This is a genomic window from Pseudomonas sp. S5F11 (assembly GCF_019641515.1).
Classification (GTDB): domain Bacteria; phylum Pseudomonadota; class Gammaproteobacteria; order Pseudomonadales; family Pseudomonadaceae; genus Aquipseudomonas; species Aquipseudomonas rhodesiae.
This window is the reverse complement of sequence record NZ_JAIFJZ010000001.1, coordinates 3,366,785-3,387,782: the sequence shown is the minus strand read 5'-3', so window position 1 is coordinate 3,387,782 and position 20,998 is coordinate 3,366,785. Positions and strand designations below refer to the sequence as shown.

The window sequence follows — 20,998 nt, the reverse complement described above, 5'->3', positions numbered from 1 at the left end:
CCGGCGGCACGGTCAACCTCAACGTCGCCCGCACCCTGCAAAACGGCACGCTGCACAACAACACCCTGGCCCAGTTGACCGGCACCCTCGGCGACGACCAGACCGGCATCCCCGTCGGTGGCATCAACATCAACCTGAGCAAACACGCCAACGACCCGAGCGCCAAGGCCGCCGGCAGCATCCTGCCCGTAGCAGGCGCGGCCCCCGGCGGCGGCTTCGTGCCCGTGGACTACACCGGCACCGCCTTCGCCCCGGTCGACCCGACCACCTCGCCTAACTTCCAACTGCCCAAGGGCGAGTACGGCCTGTTCGTTAAAAATCCTGACCCGACCAGCCATTACCTGATCGAGACCAACCCCGAGTTCGCCTCCCTCACGGGCTTCTTCAGCTCCGACTACATGCTCGGCAAACTCGGCTTCAGCTCCGACAACGCCTGGCGCCGCCTCGGCGATGGCCAATACGAAACCCGCCTGATCCGCGACGCCGTGCTCGCCCAAACCGGCCAACGCTTCCTCGCCGGCGGCCTGTACAGCGACGCCGACCAGTTCCGCTACCTGATGGACAACGCCCTGGCCAGCAAAGACGCGCTGCGCCTGAGCCTGGGTGTCACCCTCACCCGCCAGCAAGTCGGCGCCCTGACCCACGACATCGTGTGGATGGAAAACCGCGTGGTCGACGGCCAGACCGTCCTCGTGCCCGTGCTCTACCTGGCCCAGGCCGAGTCGCGCAACGTACGCGGCAACAGCCTGATCCAGGGCCGCGACCTCAACCTGGTCACCGGCGGTGACCTGATCAACGTCGGCACCCTGCGCGCCAGCAACAACCTCTCCGCTGCGGCTGGTGGCAGCCTCTACAACGGCGGCCTGATCGAAGCCGGCAACAACCTGGCGTTGCTGGCCCAAGACAGCATCCGCAACGCCATGGCCGGTGAGATTCGCGGCAAGCAAGTCAGCCTCACGGCGCTCAAAGGCGACATCACCAACGAAACCACCGCCATCCAGGTGCGTGACGGCGCCGGCATGCGCACCCTCACCGACGGCAGCGGCGGCACCATCGTCGCCCGCGAAAACCTGGCCATGGACGCTGGTCGCGACCTCATCAACCGAGGCGCCCTCACCGCCGGCAACGACGCCAACCTCACCGCCAGCCGCGACCTCAACCTCATCGCCGCCAGCGACACCAGCGTCAAGCACGAGATCCGCGACGGCGGCGAGAAATCCAGCATCACCACCGACGTCAAAAACCTCGCCGCCAGCGTCACGGCGGGCGGCAGCATCAACATGCAAGCCGGGCAAGACGTCAACATCATCGGCAGCACCGCCACCGCCGGCAAAGACCTCACCATCGCCGCCGGCCGTGACCTCAACATCGCCTCCGTCAGCGACATGCACAACGTCGATGGCAAGGAAAAGCACGGCAAGAAACGCATCAAGACCGCAGACGAGCAGACCACCCAAGTGGCCAGCGTACTGACGGCGGGTGGGGATTTTGTCAGCCAGGCCGGGCGTGACACCACGATCGTGGCGAGCAGGATCAGCGCGGGGAATGAGGCTTATCTGTATAGCGGGGATAAGTTGAGTTTGTTGGCGGCGCAGAACAGCACCTACAGCCTTTACGACATGAAGGAGAAGGGTGGCTGGGGCGCGAAGAAGACCAAGCGCGATGAGGTGACCCGCGTTACGAATGTGGGGACTGAGATCAAGACTGGTGGTGATCTGTCGCTGGTCAGTGGCGGTGATCAGTTGTATCAGCGGGCCAAGCTTGAGAGTGGTAACGACATGGCCATCACCAGTGGCGGTGCGGTGACGTTCGAGGCAGTCAAAGACCTGCACCAGGAGAGTCACGAGAAAAGCAAGGGTGACTTGGCTTGGACCAGCGCCAAGGGCAAGGGTAATACCGACGAGACGTTGCGTCAGAGTGAGTTGGTGGCGCAGGGCGAGCTGGCAATCAAGGCCGTGGACGGCTTGAAGATTGATATAAGGCAGGTTAACCAGAACACGGTAAGCCAGACCATCGACGCGATGGTCCAGGCGGACCCAAGCCTCGCCTGGATCAAGCAAATGGAGCAGCGTGGCGATGTTGACTGGCGCGAGGTCAAAGAGCTGCACGACAGCTTCAAATACAGTAATTCTGGCCTGGGCGCCGGCGCGCAAATTGTCATAGCGATCATTGTTACCTACTTCACGATGGGGGCTGCCAGCGGCGCAATCGCCGCCGCTGGGACGGGTACCTCGATGGCTGGGGCGACGGCTGCTGCCACAGCCACATCTGCCGCAGGCTGGGCCAACGCTGCGGGCAGCGTTGTGCTTGCCGGCATGGCCAGTAATGGTGCGATCAGTACGATCAATAACCGTGGCAATTTGGGCGCAGTGTTTAAGGACGTAACTTCCAGCGACGCGATGCGAGGCTATGTTGTATCGGGCGTTACTGCGGGGTTAACCGCAGGGTTCTACGACGACTGGACCAGCACTCAGACAGGCACTACTACTGCGCTGCCTAACTCGGGTGTGGTGACATCTGCTAGCCCATTGAGTACCTGGCAAGGTGTTGGTCAATTCACTGCGAATCAGGTTCTGCAAAACGGCACGTCGGCCATCCTGACTAAAGCGCTGGGAGGAGAGGCCAGTCTAGGGGATGCATTGCAAAGCAGCCTCGCCAATGCATTTGCTGCTTATGGCTTCAACATGATTGGTGACGTCTCCAAGAATCGGTTCGCCGACGGCGGTATCACCAAGATTGGGCTGCATGCGTTGATGGGCGGGCTGGCAGCTGAAGCCGCTGGCGGCGATTTCCGTACTGGTGCGTTGGCAGCAGGTGTGAACGAGGCATTGGTGGATAGCCTCGCTAAACAATACGCCAGCATGCCGGAGGATAAGAGAAAAGGTTTGCTGGTGATGAGCTCGCAGTTGATTGGTGTGCTTGCGGCGTCGGTGGACAGTGATGCTGACGGTGAGAGCTTGCAGACAGGGGCTTGGGTTGCGAGCAACGCGACACAGTACAATTTCCTGAACCATTCGGATGTAATTGAGTTAGAGGCGGCAGAAAAAGATTGCCACCCAAATGGAACCTGTGACCAAGTCAAAAAAGAGTTCGATGCTCGTAGTGCTGCGAACCTGGCCCGATTGGATAATTGCGAAGCGACGCACAACTGCGCGCAAATTCGCGCCGAGCTTGATGAGGGTTCTAAAGCGATCGTTGCATCGGTAGAAAGAACTGAGACACTTAACCCTGGCGGATCAAGTAATGACTTGGTGGCTAGCTATCGAACTGTCAATGAACAGGAATGGACTAAGGCAGGCCAGCTGCACCTTAATCAAATCGCTAATTTATGGGTAAATGGTGATCCTACATGGATGAAGGAAGGTTCCCTTTACCTCGATCAAACAGGATTCAACCCGTTCGGAATCAACGTAGTTCCTGGCATGCTTCCCGGCGGTGGTGCTGGAAGCGTAGGGGCGGCAGGTGTTAAACCAACAATTAATCCAGGCCATGAGGCCATGGCCGAAACTGGAAAACCGAGATGGGATACTCCTCAGTCGCGTGTAGATGGAGAGTTTGGGCCGACTAACGGTAATCACGCTGATACGCCGAAGGTTAAGGTTGAAGACTCAAACTACCCAAGTCCGATAGTGAATCCGGCAACAAATAAGATAGTTACAGAACATATAGTGGCTCCGTCAGGCAAGGCGCCTAAAACGGCAAATCCGAATTCGATTTATGAAATTTCCCGTGCAGACGGTAGCAAAAGTGTGACTTACTATGATGACTTGGGGCGGACGTTTTCTAGAGAAGATTATGGTCAGCAACGGAGTCATGGCAGCTTAGGTTACGCTACGGACGGTCGGGCGGTGCCTCATGAGCACAAAATAGAATATAACGATCGGGGTTTCGTCGATAAGCAGTATTATCGAGAAGTAAGTGCCGACGGAAAAGTTGTCGGGCCTTGGATTTTAGATAAGTAGGTATCAGCATGTCGAATGATGTATGTGGATATGTTTTTCCGCCACCCAGCCCGGACGCTTGGGTGGCGTTGGATAAATATATTTCCGAAAGCGATTTGGGGATATTCAAAATTAGCAGCGCGGAGCTATTTAATTATCCGCCACAGTTATTGCCAAGCGAAGAAACCTTTGTGTTTCTGATTGGGGATAGACCCGGGTATCCCAATGCTACATATTTGACTGATTATAATCAGTATGATCCGCTGTATTCGGATATTGGGTTTCCTGGTGATCCGGTAGAAAGAGTTAAGATTTTATTGGCGGCGATTTTTGAGATTGTTGCAATTTGTGAATGTAAAAAACTTGTATTTTCAATTTCAGACAGTAGCCAAATAGAAGCAATTAAACAAGTTAATGTTTCTTGTGTTGTTGATGTCGTTTTGTCAGATTTCGAACGTGCGCAGGCCCCACCGGACACTTTATACGAAGTTTCTATAGGATAAGTTAAATGGGCAGAGAAAATTCAGGTGGGTGACGTAATGATGTTCTTTGTCGGTAGAAACGTAATGGCGACGAAAACGGGGTTATGACCATTGGGGAAAGAGGGCGAATTTATTTAATTTTAGCTGCAAAGTACATTAAATAAACATATCCCCTTCATAGGGGAATAGTGGTCTCCCCTTTTTCTGTTTATAAAGCTGTTTTAGACAGTTCGCAAAGAACTAGAGCAGAGGTTAATAAGCGTCTTGGAGTTGACTGAATGGATGAGTCGTTGCCAATTATAACTAAAAGAGTTAACTCTGATGGGAGAGTCGAGCGTCATTTAGGCTTTTCTTCTGATTGGGATGGTTTTGACTCGATTGTAAAATATTTAAAAAAACATTGGCAGGCGAGCCCAGTTCAAACCGCTGATAATATTTATTCTCGGCGTTGGGTGTTGATATGTAATGGGGTTATGTTAACTGTTTATCACGACAGTCAGATAGGGAATTATTTGATTGTGGAAAATGGTGAAGATAAGGATAGCTTACTCGGTCAGATCGAGGCGGATCTGATTGAGCGGTTCCGTTGATTGCTAATCAGTAATGTTTATACTTTTCTCTCCCCATAAGAAAAGTGGGCAGATTTATTTGAATTAGGCTTGAAAAGCCTATTAGATAAATCTGTCCCGGATGGCACTTACTTAACAGCTAACCGGCTGATCTGATTACAAAAAATGAAAAAAGGCCGCCCTTGGTCTACGGTGATAGTTGCGAACACACACCACTAGAACAAGGACAGCCCGCTTGAATCGTAGACGTCAAATCGTCAGGCATCAACAGCAGCGCATTCAGCAGCACGCCAAAAACAGCAATGCCCATGCGTTCTTTAAGCTGCTCGCCGATCCGGCGCTGCTACAGCGTGCCGAGTCAGTGGTCGGGTGATAGGTAGGGACGGGAAGCCTGTTAGTGGATCGATTAAGGAACATGCGGAACAAGTCCATATACCTCTGAGCGAATATAAAAAATGGAAAATCTAGAACTCTCCGAACTAAAATTTCGCAGTATGAGAGAGGAGCTCATTTCATACTTGAGTGGATTGTCAGACCTTGAGTATCAGTACCAGGCTTGGGTAGAACGGTCATCGCCGGGTTTAGATTATGACGAGTTAAATTACACAATACATTTTTTATACGATGATACGGGGTTAGCTGAAAACGCTTCCAATTGGATAGGTTTGGTCCTGAGGGATGAAATAGAAGCAAGGTCCGTTGAAAATGTAGTAAGTGCACTTGATTTGGTTTTTGATAAGTACGGTACTGAACTTTCTGACAAAGAATATTTGGAGAAAAAAGAGTGGCTTTGGGTGGTTAATGCTTCTAAGGATGCTCTAAGTATTCTGCTTTCAAAATAGAAGAGAGTCGAGGCAGGTGAATAGGAGAAAGGCCCTGTGTGGATGCTGCTAGTTTTATTGGTTTCTCCCTCAGCGTCTACCTAGTGCATGAAGCGAGGTACAAGGCATCGGGTGATCACATTCAATCGGGACCACATTGTGAAAAGGGGACGAAATATTAATATCCCGTGGGAAATATGGGGAAGCGGCAGAGCATATTTCAGATGCGCAAAATGCCGGTCATCCTGATGTATTAACAATTGATAGGCCTGGTGCTCCCGGGAACAGAAAGGACTCTATTGGTGGTCTTCCTAAGGTCCCTGGAAAACAGTTAGATGAGTATCCACCGGCAATGTTTAAAGAGGGTGGGACTGGAGCGGGTGTTAGATCCATAAGCTCGAAAGATAATATGGAGGCTGGCGCATGTATAGGTAATGCATGTCGCGGACTGTCCGATGGCGAGAAAGTCAGAATTAAGGTGGTGGACTAATGGCTAGGTTTAGAGAAAGTATATATTTGTCTTATTCGCAATTTTGCGTGTTTTTAAGCTCGCTTGATCAGCCGTATAATGATTGGAGTGATCGTAGTTATGCGCAAGGATTTGCGTGGAGGTTAGGGAGTGTCTCTTTTAGAGCTTTGATTGATGAAGGAGATCATATAATTAGCTTTTTCATTAACGAACAAGTGCCCGCTATAAGCGCAGCCGTGGTTCGGGCCTTTAAAGTTCCCTTCTCGGTGATAGATAGAAATATTGAGATTGGTAGTATTTCGAGTACGGTTTCTCTAGAACTGCCTGAAGGAGATTATTCTCTTCAGGTCGAATTTATAAGACCCTCCTCAAGTGGAGTGTATGAAATAAATGTCCATTTGAATTTAGGGGGCTGCGATTTTGAGGTGTTGAGAGCAGACGCCGACATTAACGAGCAAGGTGAGTTTGATATCGATGCGGTTCCTGCGGGATAAGAATTCGGAGAAATGGGTAGAAAAGGGACAGATTTATTTAAATTAGAGTTGAAAACCTATTAAGTAATTCTGCCCACTTTTGTTGTATTTAATTACATAGGGGGCGATTTGTGTCGGACAAACAAGTATATGAGCTAATGATTGATGATCTTGATAGCTGTAGTGTTTGGTTTTTTCCGATGGACGAAACCGTGGAGGATGAATCAACTGTACGCCCCCTCGCCGAACAGGAAACGTGCTCAGATTTTCAGATTATCGTTCGAACTGATTTTCATGGTGAAAGTGGCGCTGTGTATCGCGGTTATTTATATTGGGACTTCAATGCCGCAATTGAATACGTAAAGCCTGTTATATTGTCTGATATGGGAGGCGCAGTAAGTTTTTGGAGCGGTATAGTCACTCCAGCGTGGGAAAGTTCGGAGTTTGCCAGTTCGATTAGATCCGAGCTGCCTATTTCTTATGCCTCAGAACCGGTTTTCGGTCTTCCTTCCATTTGCGGAAAGCTGGAGGGACTTTATTATCTTTCGGATGATCAGGTTTGCTGCGTGAAATGACGAAAAAAAGTGGACCGGTTTATTAAGTTGAATTGCTCACGCATAAAGCGGGCGACACTAAGGCCGCCCGATTTTAACTCAGTACGGATCGGCATTCAGCCTGCGACTGATGACATCCAGCAAATCACACCCGTCGCGCAGCGGAATGGCCAGCAAATGGGCGAAGTCTGAAAGCACTACGGCATCGCTGCTGAGTTGTTCGCGTAAGGCCAGGTTTTCCAGCAGTTGGGTGACGGCCCGAATGCGGTGCACGGCGGCGTCGTGAAGGACGTCGAGGGGTGCCTGGGTGTCGATGATCAGCGCTGGGACGGTGCAGTCGTGGCCGGTTAGGGGCATGTATCTATTCATACTTAACACTCTGTTTTTGGTGGTTGAAGCCGCCACTCAATCGTCGCCAAACGAATGGGTGGCAGCTGTACGCAGGTTGGCGAACCGGCAACAGAGTAAACCGGCAGACCCAAAGGTCTCCCGCGCACAGCCGCCATAACGAGCACAGCTTTGCGGGTGCAAAAACACCTGCATGAAGCGGATTGCTTTTGCACTCTGTTGTCAGGTCGCCAAACCTGATCACCGTATGGGCGACAGCCGGACTATAAGCCCCTCTCCCAAAACCGTGCAAGGCGTCACAGCGGCAGCATCTACACCATCGGCCTGGTCGAAGCCGGCAACAACCTGAGCCTGCTGGCCCAAGACAGCATCCGCAACGCCATGGCCGGTGAGATTCGCGGCAAGCAAGTCAGCCTCACCGCCCACCGAGGCGACATCACCAACGATACCACTGCTATCCAGGTGCGTGACGGCGCCGGCATGCGCACCCTCACCGACGGCAGCGGCGGCACCATCGTCGCCCGCGAAAACCTCGCCATCGACGCCGGCCGCGACCTCATCAACCGAGGCGCCCTCACCGCCGGCAACGACGCCAACCTCACCGCCAGCCGCGACCTCAACCTCATCGCCGCCAGCGACACCCGCGTCAAACACGAGATCCGCGACGGCGGCGAGAAATCCAGCATCACCACCGACGTCAAAAACCTCGCCGCCAGCGTCACGGCGGGCGGCAGCATCAACATGCAAGCCGGGCAAGACGTCAACATCATCGGCAGCACTGCCACCGCCGGCAAAGACCTCACCATCGCCGCCGGCCGCGACCTCAACATCGCCTCCGTTAGCGACATGCACAACGTCGATGGCAAGGAAAAGCACGGCAAGAAACGCATCAAGACCGCAGACGAGCAGACCACCCAAGTGGCGAGCGTACTGACGGCGGGTGGGGATTTTGTCAGCCAGGCCGGGCGTGACACCACGATCGTGGCGAGCAGGATCAGCGCGGGGAATGAGGCTTATCTGTATAGCGGGGATAAGTTGAGTTTGTTGGCGGCGCAGAACAGCACCTACAGCCTTTACGACATGAAGGAGAAGGGTGGCTGGGGCGCGAAGAAGACCAAGCGCGATGAGGTGACACGCGTTACGAATGTGGGGACTGAGATCAAGACTGGTGGTGATTTGTCCCTGGTCAGTAGCGGTGATCAGTTGTATCAGCGGGCCAAGCTTGAGAGTGGCAAGGACCTCTCGTTGATCAGCGGAGGGGCAGTAACGTTTGAGGCGGTCAAGGACCTGCATCAGGAAAGTCATGAGAAAAGCAAAAGTGACTTAGCGTGGAACAGCTCCAAGGGGAAGGGCAACACCGATGAGACCCTGCGGCAGACGGCATTAATTTCCCAAGGTGATTTGGTCGTTAAAGCGGTCAATGGCCTGCACATTGATGTAAAGCAAATTAGTCAGAACACCATCAGCCAAACCATCGACACTATGGTGAAGGCAGACCCACAGCTTGCGTGGCTTAAAGACGCTGAAAAGCGGGGCGATGTCGATTGGCGGCTTGTGAAGGAAACGCATGACTCCTTCAAGTACAGCCACTCCGGCATGGGCACCGGTGCGATGCTTGTCGTGATCATTGTTGTGACGGTCTTGACGGCCGGTAGCGGAGCGGCTGCGGCGGCTGGTGCATCTGCCAGCGCAGGCGCAACAAGCGCAGCAACGGCGGCGGGGTTGAGTGCTACTACCGCCGCGACCATAGGTACTGCTGCTGGTGCCGCTGCATCTGCCAGCTACACGGCGATGATTACTCAGAGTGTCGTCAGCGGGATCAATAACAAAGGTAACTTGAGCGATACATTCAAGGACGTTACCTCAAGCGATAGCCTCAAGGGTTATCTTGCATCAGGAATCGCTGCTGGTTTTGCTGCAGGTGTGCTCGACAAAGCCTATTCGGTATCGCCCGAGGAAGCCGGTTCTGCTACCCATGGCTTTAATTTGGGAGAGATGGAGGGCTTCACAAAATTTGCGGGCTACACCTTGGCGCAACAAGGCTTCGGTGCGGTCACTAACACCGCACTCAATGGCGGTAGCTTGAGTGAGACCCTTACTCAAGCGGGTATCAGCTCGATAGCCAACGTGCTGAGTGCGTCTGTCTATAACAAATTGGGTACCCAGTTAGAGTTCACGGGAATTCCTGCGAAGGTGGGTGCTCATGCCATTGTTGGCGGTCTACTCGCAGAGGCAGCGGGCGGCAGCTTCAAGTCTGGCGCTCTAGCCGCCGGAGCCAACGAAGCATTCGTCACGGCCCTGGGCGACTCGATTTTTGATGGGCCGATGCACGATCAGCTGTTAGCAATGACCTCACAACTGATAGGTGTGACGGTTAGTGCCGCGACGGGCGGTTCTGACAAGGATCAAGCCGTCGCTGGATGGATTGCTCAGCAAGCGACGTCTTTCAACAGCCTTGATCATCCAACAGCCGAAAAACTGCTGAATGAGTTGGAAGGTTGTCGAGCCAGCACAGAGTGCTCTGACGGAAAAGTCCGCGGCATTATTAAAAAGTATGAGGAACTTTCAGCATCGCGCTCCGCAGCAATCAGTGCCTGTGAATCCCGCGAATGTGCAGAAAGCATCAGGTCTGCAACGATCAAGATGGATGATCCCGTTGCGCAAAAACTCCTGGATACGTTCAAGCACACAGTGTCTTACGATATGTACGGGATGCTTGTTGGGAATCCTAAAAAACCTGCTTCTCCCGCTCAAGGTGTAGACCCATGGGGCGCGACCTATGCGACTGACGATGAAATTATATTCGCCAAGTATATACAAGAGAAATGGCTTACCCCTGCTGAGGAAACGCACCTAAACGAGTGGATGAAAAAAACTACCTGGCTTGAAAGAGCAGCAGGTAAAGCGCTGGATGCATCGGAAAAGGCTGCGATGCTCGTCAACCTGGGTAATGCGTTGGTTACCGAGGGCTGGCTCAACAAAGTTCCGGTTGGTAAAGCTACGGCTGGTCTTATTGATAAAGGACCTGGTATCTCGGCAGATGCGGATGGATTCGGCGTCTACCCAAAAACTTCTCCAGTTACAAAGGACGATGGGCGCACACCAGGCCTATATTTGGATGGTTTCAAACCGTCGCCTACGCCGCTCGAACTGGTTCAGCAGCAAGCGGGAAAACCCGCCAACGCTACTAGCATTCGGCTTGATCATATCCTTGATGGCGGCGTAAATATTCGACAAGATGGCTCAAAATCAGGTACGGGCGGACATTATTTGAGATCTCCGACTGTTCAGGTGGACAGAGTCAGCGGTGAAGCCGATGCGTTTGGTGTGACAAAGGGGTATGTGTCCATCCGTGATCCGTCAAACGGTGCTTGGGTGCCTAAGCAAGGTGAAACAACGTTTTATCCTGCTATGTGGAGTAAGAGGCAGACTCAGTTGGAGATCGAAGGTGCGTTCCAAAACTCCTCACCAATCCCTGGCACATCTAAGTGGAAGGGAACATCTCCAAGCGGATTGAAGATAGAAGGTTATTACGATAAACCAGACGGTACGGGCGCGACAGCTTGGCCAGTCTATCAAGGGAAAAATTGATAAATATGGCTATGGGTAAAATTCATTTTGTGAAAACTTCTAAACTTAACCGTTTAGACGTTTGGGCCACAGACCCAAACGCGGACCCACGGCTCTCTTCACCAGAAAGTGTTGGCGTTAGAGAAATAGCCGCTTGGCTGTCCGATGATGTGAACAGCCGTTTGTCAGCAGTTGGATGGATTGAGCGCTTGGAAGCTTTAGAAAGCGCAGGAGCAAAAGCGTATTTGGGAACAGGTAATGCTCATCACGTGGGAGTCATTAACGAGTACATATTTTTAGAGTGTGAGTTTGTAGAAGATTTCAAAGTTTTGATGCGTACGAAAAATGTTATTTCAGTATTAAGGTTTTATGTCGGTGCTCATGAAGGGTATGCAGCAAATGTTTGTTTTGATGTGGAGTACGAAATGGAGGGCGAGCAAGCTCTAAATCGCTATCTCGAATTGGGTGGGCGGTTAGGTCTTACCGATACGGAAATAGCCGAAAATACGCGGAAAGTTAAATTGTCACGTAAAAAGAAAGCAGATAAGCATCAACAGCGGTAGGTGGGATGTATATTTTTTCTTCGTCGTCTTAAATATTTTCGGTGAGTGAGTTATTTAACGATTAATAATCAAGGATGGCTATGAAGAATTTTACTGCGCTTCTGTGCGCCGTATTTGCATTATGCGGTTGTGTCACAAAAGACCTGAATGTTGAAAACCGACAAAAAATTAAGACGCTCACAATCTTACAGGCCCCGGTGGAGGAATTTACAAAGCCACCGGAACGCTTGACAGCAGCGGCAATCAGATCTACCTGGGTGGCAACGGTAACTACTACACGCTTACAGTAGAGAGCTCAACGCGAATCGTTTCACCTAATCCGTCGCTGGAAATTGGAGTAACGGGAAGAATTGGGGAGGAAGCACTGAAATCTCTAGGGGGGCAACCTCAGGTAACCTTTCAAACAACGCAGGGCGCTCGTGTTGTTGATCAACTAGCTCCAGGTAGTATTGCTCATGAATCTAAGGTCGGATACACATCGCTTGATGCAAATACAGCGTTGCAAGTTGCTAAGGACGCTGAGTTGTTGAGACGCGGCTTGGTCAATGGGGTAACATGGAACTTCTTCAGAAGTCCCGTTACAGGCCGTGTTGGACCCGCAGCGGCACTAGAAAAAGCGTTGTCCGAAGCCGGTATTAAGATAAAGGTGCATTAATCATGAAGTTCACAATAGCCTATTCGCCAGTTACAACAGCATTTGTATCTATGAGCGACAAAGATAGAGATGCTTTTTATGAATGGTTCATGCTTAACAAACCTTACTGTTTGGATGAGTTGATTCACACCGTTTGGCAGACCCCTGGATATGAAGGCTGGAGTGCGGATTTCTCACCTGCGTCGCTGGGTTTGCTAGGTGAGTGGCTTTTTTTCGTAATTACTACAAAACATCCAACCCTAAAAGATGACCACGTTGAGGAGAATTTTCTGAGTGGCGTGGATAAGTTCGAAGCTGACCCCCTGTCGGATCAAGAAAAGTCATTGGCTGTTATGGTTGGTATGTATTACGGGGATGTTGCCGTTAGAAATAATCCAGAGCTCGATTGGGTTCAATTAAGAGGCAGCAAAAAAGAGGCAGATTATGGCCAGCCTGTCATATCTGGTCCAGGCTTACTACCTACAAATCCTGTAAGAGCTTCTAATGCATTCGCATGCGGGATCGCCGATGGCTCCAGAAGTGGAAGCCGACTTCGAGAGACATACGAGCACTGGATGACTTTGGTAAAGAGGTAGAATGCGTAATTGAGGTCATAGTGGATTTAAATTTTAGAGCGACATCGCGTCAGTTTCCTTTGTTTTTTTTTGATATCTTTTGGAAAATTGTAGGGATTGAGCTCTTTAAAAATAATTTATTTTCACCTGTTTGATTTTTCTAAGCAGGTGGTTAGGAAATTGGGACATCCACGAAGAAGGTAAGGAGTACCGAGTACTTTATAAATTTTACTTGAGAAAGAGTTGTAGGTAAGGTTCTAGATGGAAATCCATTGTTGAGTCCGCACGGGCATTGGATGACGTGACCGAAAAATTTTGAGCTTTTAAAGATGAACCTGCATTTTCCAACAATAATGCAAGTTTGTCTTTCTGGAGGGAAGCTAATCAAAGCACATGGCAGTCATTACCGGATAAATTGAAGCGGTTTCCGCTTCTGGGTTTCTTGCAAGAAGGTGCGGCTGCGTATAAAGAGTTTGCTGAAATCTATCGTAAAAGAAAATTGATATTAATATTGTTGAGAAAATTATCGAGTCGTTGACAGAGCGGTTGGCTGTACTTGATTATGAAGTTTGTTTCGATGATTTAGATGGTGATTTCCAAGTGGTTTTAGGTGGCACGATTTGATTGAAAATGTCTAGGTTGTTAGTTTTATATATGCGCTATTTAAAACTTACCTCATTTTATTGAGTTTAGGTGTTGTCAAGTAGGGCGGTTGAAAGCCGCCCACTTTTACATCCAAAAAATCACAACCATCCCGCAGCGGTATAGCCAGCAGCAGCGCGAAATCATGTAGCACAACGGCATCACTGCTGATTTCCTCTCGAAACGCCAAGTTCTCCAAAACTGCGTCACCGCGCGAATACGATAGCTGAGGGCGAAACCCTGCTAGTCACGCCGGGTCACCCGTTCTATGTTCCGGCCAAGCGCGACTTCATCCCGGTTATCGATCTTAAACCGGGAGAGCAACTTCAATCCCTGGCTGATGGCGATACGGACAACACGTCCTCTGAAGTGGAGTCGCTGGAGCTTTACTTGCCGGTGGGCCAGACCTTCAACCTGACGGTGGACGTGGGGCACACGTTCTACGTTGGGGATTTGAAGACACTTTCGGCGGAAGAAATAATTCAGAAAAAATAAAGCTAGATGGCTCCGATCTTTATAAGGCCGCGGAAGCGGATATAGACACTTGGATGCCTGTGTGGAAGAACGAAGGATGGTCGGCTAGTAAAATAGACAATACGCGAAATCAAATTCACGAATTAAACAAAAGGTTATTTGAAGGAATGGGGCTTAAATATGAATCCAAATGAATACTTAAATGTGTCGTTAATTGATGCTCTTGCGGAGTTTAGAGAAGATAAGTCGATAGTCGAGTACGTAAAGGTTGAGGGTGATGAGTTCCTAAAACTGCCGGAGTGTGGGGTCTATTTTCAGGCGGGTAGTGAAGGTGTTATTGTTGCATACCGCGTTTATTATCAAGCCTCTGATGAGTATTTTCCAGCTGATGATGAAACTAAAACTGCTTGTGCGGATGTTGAAACAATTGAAGAATCAATTGCTAAATATGGTAAGCCTTTGCGTAATGTGCCCTCCATTCGAATTCCCGGTAGGGCTCCCACGAGTCCGGGGTGCGAGTTCTTAGTGAGAGGGAATGCGATAACTGTGCATTATGATATTGACAGTAAGTTGGTTAATTATGTTCATGTTAGGAGGACGTTTTGAACTGGCGGAAAAATGTCTGGGCGGTTGGGGGCGACATGAGAGGGCAGTTTTTTTGAATTCTACGGGGTAGCGTTTTTTGGAGTTCAGCAGAGTTGCTCTTTAAAAATATGATTTATTTTTGTAATCAGTTATTCTATTTAGTTGGTCTGTGATAGGCGGCGAAGCTGAAAGCTCTTATCCACTTAGGGGTTTAGATGGCTCGCCGTCCTAGGGTTTACTAATAGAAGAATAGTGGTCTGAATCCTAATTTTCCAAGAGATTTTAGGCGGCACAATTTGATTGAAGATGTCTTGATTGTTGATTTTATGTGCGCTCTTTAAAAGCTTACCTATTTTTATTGACTTTCGGTGTTCTCAAGTAGGGCGGTTGAAAGCCGCCCACATTTTATTATGAATTCTGCGAATTAAATTTCCTTCCAATTACGTCCAACAAATCACAACCATCCCGCAGCGGGGATAGGGCTCAGACCCAGAGAAATTCCGTAATGCAAACGGTACATTACATGGTCTTGAGGTCAAAAGCGGAACCGCTAGCAAGACAAGCGACCAAGAATTTACCGATTATTTTGTTAATAAGTTTGGGGAGTAAGGAAAAGGACGACTAGAGGGCAAAGTCATCGAAAGCGCTACAACTTGCTAGGTGCCATGGAGGTGGTAAATATGAAGCTCGAAGCCGAAAATAGTCCTGTAATAGTTGGTTCTAATCAGGCGCAGCTTATAAAAGAGCTAAAAAATTAAAAAGCTACGGCCCTAGCTCGTTCGCATGCATCACTGATTATAACGGTAACTACGTGCAAGTGGCTGGAGGCAGATCTACTTGTTTTATTGAACGACTTGACGCTAAAAGTAAAAAGTTGTTTAGATGTTATCATTAAAACTCAAGTACGAACTTTGAAGATGGAACCTTACTTTCGTTTGGTGGGGGGGCGTGTTCCGTTAAATAAAGATGAGTGGTTTAATGTTGATGATGTGATAGAGGTGATCTCTCTGTTTACCCAGAATCAGGCTTTACCAGAAAATATCTACTGGCGCGAGATAAGGGTTTTGGATCAGGACGGCAATTGAGGAAATGCGGCTAGACTACTGAGGGAATAGGGGGCCGAATTCAGCATAGTGTTAGAAAAGCTGGTTGAATAAATGTCCCCTGTTTCTCTAGGCTTGCTTGCGACATCTGACCTGTACTCTCGTATGATTTTTTGCCAAAAAAGAATTAGGAGTCTAGATTATGAGTTTCGAGCATAAAGCATTCATTTTTGACTTTGATAGTTTTGATAGTGAGCTTAGGCCGTTATTGGAAGCTTCCTTGCGCTCTGGAAATATTGAGCCCCTACGTTGTTTTATTCTTTCTAACAAAGAGCTTTTGGTCGATCCCTATGAGGGAGATGCGCTGGATGACGACTGGGAGGACATGATCGAAGACATGGATGCTCATCAATATGGGGACTTTGCGCTGACGAAATATTATTCCCCGAAGGATGATCATGGATTAGGAGTGAAATGGGCAGATTTTCAAGAGAAAATTTCCAATCGAGGTAAGCTAAATATTTCTCCTTTTTTGGGCGCGCCAGTAGGTGTAGATGGCGAGTTTTTTGATCCTGGTAAAATGGGGTCGTACTTTCAAACTACCCATGAAGTGGGTGAAAGTCTAAAAAAGATTGAGGGAGTGAAGGGCGAGATGCAAGATGATTTTATCGAAGAGTTGGAAAGTTACGAAAGTTTTCTCAGTCAAGCTAATTCAGTAAAAAAGGGGATCTATGTGACGTTTTGATTGAGAGAATGAAGCGAAGATGGAAAGTGAGCCGGTGTTAGACCTAAAGAATGTCGGGCAGTCACATTCTAATTCTCAGAGTGACATTAGTGTTCTCTTTTGATTTTTTCTGAGTTTCTTGCGCTCTTTCAATCACAGCTCTTTAAAAAATAGTTTTATTTTCTGCTTAAATTTCTAAGCGAGGCGGTTACCAGATAACCGCCCTTTTTTATTTACGAAACTTGCGAGTTCAACTTCCGTCCAACCACATCCAGCAGATCGCACCCATCCCTCAGCGGGATAGCCAGCAACAGCGCGAGATCATGCAGCACAACGGCATCACTGCTGATTTCCTCCCGAAACGCCAGGTTCTCCAAAAACTGCGTCACCGAGCGAATACGATACGCGGCGGCGTTACAGAGAACATCAAGGGGCGCTTGCGTGTCGATCACCAGCGCGGGAATGGTTGCGTCGTGGCTCGTTAAAGGCATGTATCGGTTCATATTTAAGCTCTCTACTTAAGTGATAAATACCATCACTCAAACGTCGCCAAACGAATGGGTGACAGCTGTACGCAGGTTGGCGAACCGGCAGTAGAGAAAACCTGCAGACCCGAAGGTCTCCCGCGCACAGCCGTCATAAAACGACTTTGCAGGCGCGCAAGTGGCTGCAAAAAAGCCACCAGCTTGCACATTCTCTACCGTCAGGTCGTTAAAACCGAATCGCCATGGGGGCAACCGGCAGACATAAGTCCTTCGCGTAAAAAACGCGCAGGGCATCAAAAGGCCAACGCTTCCTCGCCGGCGGCCTGTACAGCGACGCCGACCAGTTCCGCTACCTGATGGACAACGCCCTGGCCAGCAAAGATGTGCTGCGCCTGAGCCTGGGGGTCACCCTCACCAGCCAGCAAGTCGGCGCCCTGACCCACGACATCGTGTGGATGGAAAACCGCGTCATCGACGGCCAGACCGTCCTCGTGCCCGTGCTCTACCTGGCCCAGGCCGAGTCGCGCAACGTGCGCGGCAACAGCCTGATCCAAGGCCGCGACCTCAACCTGGTCACCGGCGGCGACCTGATCAACGTCGGCACCCTGCGCGCCAGCAACAACCTCTCCGCCGTCAGCAGCGGCAGCATCTACACCGGCGGCCTGGTCGAGGCCGGCAACAACCTGAGCCTGCTGGCCCAGGACAGCATCCGCAACGCCATGGCCGGCGAGATTCGCGGCAAACAAGTCAGCCTCACGGCGCTCAAAGGCGACATCACCAACGAAACCACCGCCATCCAGGTGCGTGACGGCGTCGGCATGCGCACCCTCACCGACGGCAGCGGCGGCACCATCGTCGCCCGCGAAAACCTCGCCATCGACGCCGGCCGCGACCTCATCAACCGAGGCGCCCTCACCGCCGGCAACGACGCCAACCTCACCGCCAGCCGCGACCTCAACCTCATCGCCGCCAGCGACACCCGCGTCAAACACGAGATCCGCGACGGCGGCGAGAAATCCAGCATCACCACCGACGTCAAAAACCTCGCCGCCAGCGTCACGGCGGGCGGCAGCATCAACATGCAAGCCGGGCAAGACGTCAACATCATCGGCAGCACTGCCACCGCCGGCAAAGACCTCACCATCGCCGCCGGCCGCGACCTCAACATCGCCTCCGTTAGCGACATGCACAACGTCGATGGCAAGGAAAAGCACGGCAAGAAACGCATCAAGACCGCGGACGAGCAGACCACCCAAGTGGCGAGCGTGCTGACGGCGGGCGGGAACTTCGTCAGCCAGGCCGGGCGTGACACCACGATCGTGGCGAGCAGGATCAGCGCGGGGAATGAGGCTTATCTGTATAGCGGGGATAAGTTGAGTTTGTTGGCGGCGCAGAACAGTACGCATACGTTGTATGACATGAAGAAAAACAGCGGCTGGGGTTCCAAGAAAACCCAGCGCGACGAGGTCACTCGCATTACCAACGTCGGTACTGAAATCAAGACGGGCGGCGATCTGATACTCAAGAGTGAAGGAGATCAGACCTATCAACTTGCCAAGCTTCAAAGCGGCAAGGACATCACCCTGGATAGTGGTGGCGCGATTACTTTTGAAGCGGTCAAGGATCTGCATCAGGAGAGCCATGAGAAGAGCAACAACAATGCGTTCTGGGTTTCCTCCAAAGGTAAAGGCAACACCGACGAAACCGTCCGCCAGAGTCAGCTGATTGCTGAAGGCAATGTTGCGATTAAAGCTGTCGCCGGTTTGAAGATCGACATTAACCAGGTCAATCAGGAGACAGTCAGCCAATCCATCGATGCGATGGTTAAGGCCGATCCACAGTTGGCTTGGATCAAGGATGCTGAGAAGCGTGGTGATGTGGACTGGAGGCAGGTCAAGGAGATCCACGACAGCTTCAAGTACAGCAACTCGGGCCTGGGGCCTGCTTCGCAGATCATTATTGCGATTGTGATGGCGGCGGTGGTTGGGCCATTGGCCGCGGGCGCGATGGGCACCGCTACTGGCGGAATGGTTGCTGCCGGAACAATGACGGCGAATACCGCAACCTTCATTAGTGCGGCATCAGGTGCAGTCGCAGCGGGAGCAGCAACTAACACAACAGTTTGCGTCATTAATAATCGGGGCAACCTGGGCGCAGTATTCAATGACGTGACCTCGTCAGATGCAATGAAGGGGTACGTGATTTCTGGCGTTACAGCCGGCCTGACAGCTGCTTATTTCGATGGTTGGACGGGGACCAAGACTGAGTACGGAACAGGGAACATTACGTCTCCGCCTTTGAATACATGGACTGGGGTTGGTCAGTTTGCTGCGAGTCAAACTTTGCAGAACGGCACGTCAATGCTTGTTGGCAAGGCGTTAGGGCAAGGTGGCAGTGGCAGTGACGCACTCAAAAGCGCGTTATTCAATACGCTGGCGGCGGTCAGTTTCAATGCCGTTGGAGACTATACAAAAGGTCGGTTGACCGAAGGCTATCCGCCAAAAATCATTGTGCATGCCATGGTGGGTGGCTTGCTTGCAGAGGCAACAGGAGGCGGTTTCAAAACAGGTGCTTTGGCTGCGGGCGTTAACGAAGCGGTAGTTGGGCACTTGAGCTCTCTGGTTCATGGCGATAAGACATTGCTCTCCATGAGCTCACAAGTGATTGGAGTGCTCGCAGCGGCGACGCAGAAAGACGCTGACGCTGAATCCTTGGAAAAGGGCGGCTGGGTGGCGAAAAATGCTACGCAGTACAACCATTCGCTTCACGAAATGCAGACCGTTGCACTGGATGAGCTACGTCGACGCGACCCTGAGAACAAGGCTAAATATGACGCTGCGGCATGTGCATTGACCCACTGCAGCGCGTCTGTTCCTAAAAGTGACGAAAATTACAAATCGCTTGTTGAGTTGGAAAACAAGGGTAATGAATTTACCAAGGAAATTGCGTTACTCAAAAGCACGGGGCAATTTGATTACACCTTCAAGGATCGAATAGACGACGCGCTTAGTGCAAACAACGAGTTATTCACGAACGTCGGGTACGCCGCAAGCGCAGCAGGCGGGGCGGGAGCTGGCACTCTTTCTTACATTGGTATGGTTGGTGCCTCCCCTGCTTGTGTGAGTATTGTTGGTTGCGCTGCGCCATTCGCCCTCGGCGCGATGGGCACTGTCGCGTTTGCAGGTGCGGCTGCCTCATATGATCAGATTGGCGCACCTTACACATCTACCGAGGGCGGGCGAGTTTTAGCTTCGCTTCACCCAGAGCAATTCCCCGGCGAAGCAAGCCCCCTGGGGGATCTCAGCCAGAGAGCTGCTGAGTCGCTGGCGGAGTTGGCAGTCGCGCACTATGGGGGGAAGGCGTTATCTGGAGAGCTGTCGTCGGTAATAAAGAACGGTGTTAATCCTAATGCTGCGACGAAGGGCCAACCTGTATTTGGTGGCGGCACTGATAACGAAGCGGGTACGCTGGTTGAAAGAAATGTCATAGAGGGGCCGTCTAAAGGTGCAAAAGGGCCAGGTTCTGCTGGTACGGGTACGACGGCGGGTAGTGATGTTACAAGTACAACGCCTAAAGCTGGTGTTTTTTGGAATAAAACAACAGTTCTAGATAGGACTGTTTATCAACGTAACGACCTCTTTGACCCAGAGGCCCTATCGACCTGGAGAGTACGAGGTAAAACTGTTCAAGGCTCAAACCTTGAGAGGATGGCCTCGGGTCGAGCACCAATTGGGTATGATGGGAAATCAGTTGAGTTACATCATCTCTCGCAAACTGAAGTTAATGGATTCGCTGGTACTCGTGGTTCACTTGCAGAAGTTGGATCTGTTTTCCATAGCCAGAATAGCAGTGTTCTTCACGTCCCATCCAATGCCGCTCAAAGCTTTAGGTATACCCGTTACAAAGACTCTGCAGAATACAGAAACCCTACGACTGATTATGTTTCAGTTCCTATGGATTTGAATGCAAAAACATTGACAAAACAGGCTAAAGAGTTTAACTCTTATTAGTCAGATTATTGGAAAATGCGGGCTCGGAGCGGGGAG

General features: G+C 50.8%; 16 protein-coding genes and 2 pseudogenes. 15 read left to right on the top strand and 3 right to left on the bottom strand.

Annotated features, from left to right (window positions below; translation table 11 throughout):
* Positions 1-398 precede the first annotated feature (398 nt).
* The 7 genes from K1567_RS28015 (at position 399) to K1567_RS15220 (ending at position 7,330) form a co-directional block, all read left to right on the top strand.
* Positions 399-3,962, top strand: a complete 3,564-nt coding sequence (locus K1567_RS28015; protein WP_405046001.1) for a DUF637 domain-containing protein — start codon at positions 399-401, stop codon at positions 3,960-3,962.
* An 8-nt stretch (positions 3,963-3,970) separates the two neighbouring features.
* Positions 3,971-4,444 carry a hypothetical protein gene (locus K1567_RS15250; RefSeq protein WP_169869029.1) on the top strand — a complete coding sequence of 158 codons (474 nt, stop codon included), beginning with the start codon at positions 3,971-3,973 and terminating at the stop codon, positions 4,442-4,444.
* A 257-nt stretch (positions 4,445-4,701) separates the two neighbouring features.
* On the top strand, positions 4,702-5,013 hold the full coding sequence (locus K1567_RS15245; protein WP_220698620.1) for a hypothetical protein: 312 nt from the start codon (positions 4,702-4,704) through the stop codon (positions 5,011-5,013).
* Between the two features lie 214 nt (positions 5,014-5,227).
* A complete protein-coding gene (locus K1567_RS15240; protein WP_169869027.1) occupies positions 5,228-5,365 on the top strand; it encodes a hypothetical protein in 138 nt (45 codons plus the stop codon).
* Between the two features lie 82 nt (positions 5,366-5,447).
* Complete coding sequence (locus tag K1567_RS15235) at positions 5,448-5,834, top strand: SCO4402 family protein (protein WP_220698619.1); 387 nt, start codon at positions 5,448-5,450, stop codon at positions 5,832-5,834.
* 468 nt (positions 5,835-6,302) lie between these two features.
* Complete coding sequence (gene comJ, locus K1567_RS15225; protein WP_169868618.1) at positions 6,303-6,776, top strand: competence protein ComJ; 474 nt, start codon at positions 6,303-6,305, stop codon at positions 6,774-6,776.
* Positions 6,777-6,886: 110 nt separating this feature from the next.
* Positions 6,887-7,330 (top strand): hypothetical protein, encoded by a 444-nt coding sequence (locus K1567_RS15220; RefSeq protein ID WP_169868617.1) that lies wholly within the window; start codon positions 6,887-6,889, stop codon positions 7,328-7,330.
* Positions 7,331-7,408: 78 nt separating this feature from the next.
* Here the strand turns inward: K1567_RS15220 and K1567_RS15215 are convergent, their stop codons facing one another.
* Complete coding sequence (locus K1567_RS15215) at positions 7,409-7,666, bottom strand: hypothetical protein (protein ID WP_169868616.1); 258 nt, start codon at positions 7,664-7,666, stop codon at positions 7,409-7,411.
* A 267-nt stretch (positions 7,667-7,933) separates the two neighbouring features.
* Here K1567_RS15215 and K1567_RS27550 point away from each other — a divergent pair.
* From K1567_RS27550 to K1567_RS15200, 4 genes and pseudogenes are all read left to right on the top strand, one after another.
* Positions 7,934-10,141: pseudogene (locus K1567_RS27550) on the top strand (DUF637 domain-containing protein); the annotation flags it as partial.
* 159 nt (positions 10,142-10,300) lie between these two features.
* Positions 10,301-11,248: an EndoU domain-containing protein gene (locus tag K1567_RS27545; protein WP_310794508.1), complete on the top strand. Its 948-nt coding sequence runs from the start codon at positions 10,301-10,303 to the stop codon at positions 11,246-11,248.
* Positions 11,249-11,253: 5 nt separating this feature from the next.
* On the top strand, positions 11,254-11,790 hold the full coding sequence (locus tag K1567_RS15205) for a hypothetical protein (protein ID WP_169868614.1): 537 nt from the start codon (positions 11,254-11,256) through the stop codon (positions 11,788-11,790).
* A 657-nt stretch (positions 11,791-12,447) separates the two neighbouring features.
* Entirely contained in the window at positions 12,448-13,020 is a 573-nt protein-coding gene (locus tag K1567_RS15200; protein WP_169868613.1) for a hypothetical protein, read from the top strand.
* 649 nt (positions 13,021-13,669) lie between these two features.
* On the opposite strand, the pseudogene K1567_RS27540 reads toward K1567_RS15200, so the two are convergent.
* A pseudogene (locus tag K1567_RS27540) lies at positions 13,670-13,875 on the bottom strand (hypothetical protein); the annotation flags it as partial.
* A gap of 420 nt (positions 13,876-14,295) precedes the next feature.
* Here K1567_RS27540 and K1567_RS15195 point away from each other — a divergent pair.
* The 3 genes from K1567_RS15195 (at position 14,296) to K1567_RS15185 (ending at position 16,488) form a co-directional block, all read left to right on the top strand.
* Positions 14,296-14,721 carry a hypothetical protein gene (locus tag K1567_RS15195; RefSeq protein ID WP_034095276.1) on the top strand — a complete coding sequence of 142 codons (426 nt, stop codon included), beginning with the start codon at positions 14,296-14,298 and terminating at the stop codon, positions 14,719-14,721.
* An 896-nt stretch (positions 14,722-15,617) separates the two neighbouring features.
* Positions 15,618-15,785 carry a hypothetical protein gene (locus K1567_RS15190; RefSeq protein ID WP_169868612.1) on the top strand — a complete coding sequence of 56 codons (168 nt, stop codon included), beginning with the start codon at positions 15,618-15,620 and terminating at the stop codon, positions 15,783-15,785.
* Between the two features lie 160 nt (positions 15,786-15,945).
* Positions 15,946-16,488 carry a hypothetical protein gene (locus K1567_RS15185; RefSeq protein WP_220698618.1) on the top strand — a complete coding sequence of 181 codons (543 nt, stop codon included), beginning with the start codon at positions 15,946-15,948 and terminating at the stop codon, positions 16,486-16,488.
* 212 nt (positions 16,489-16,700) lie between these two features.
* On the opposite strand, the gene K1567_RS15180 is transcribed toward K1567_RS15185, so the two are convergent.
* Entirely contained in the window at positions 16,701-16,970 is a 270-nt protein-coding gene (locus K1567_RS15180) for a hypothetical protein (protein WP_259445000.1), read from the bottom strand.
* 338 nt (positions 16,971-17,308) lie between these two features.
* Between K1567_RS15180 and K1567_RS15175 the strand changes: the two genes are divergently transcribed.
* Positions 17,309-20,962 carry a DUF637 domain-containing protein gene (locus tag K1567_RS15175; protein WP_405045976.1) on the top strand — a complete coding sequence of 1,218 codons (3,654 nt, stop codon included), beginning with the start codon at positions 17,309-17,311 and terminating at the stop codon, positions 20,960-20,962.
* Positions 20,963-20,998: the final 36 nt, after the last annotated feature.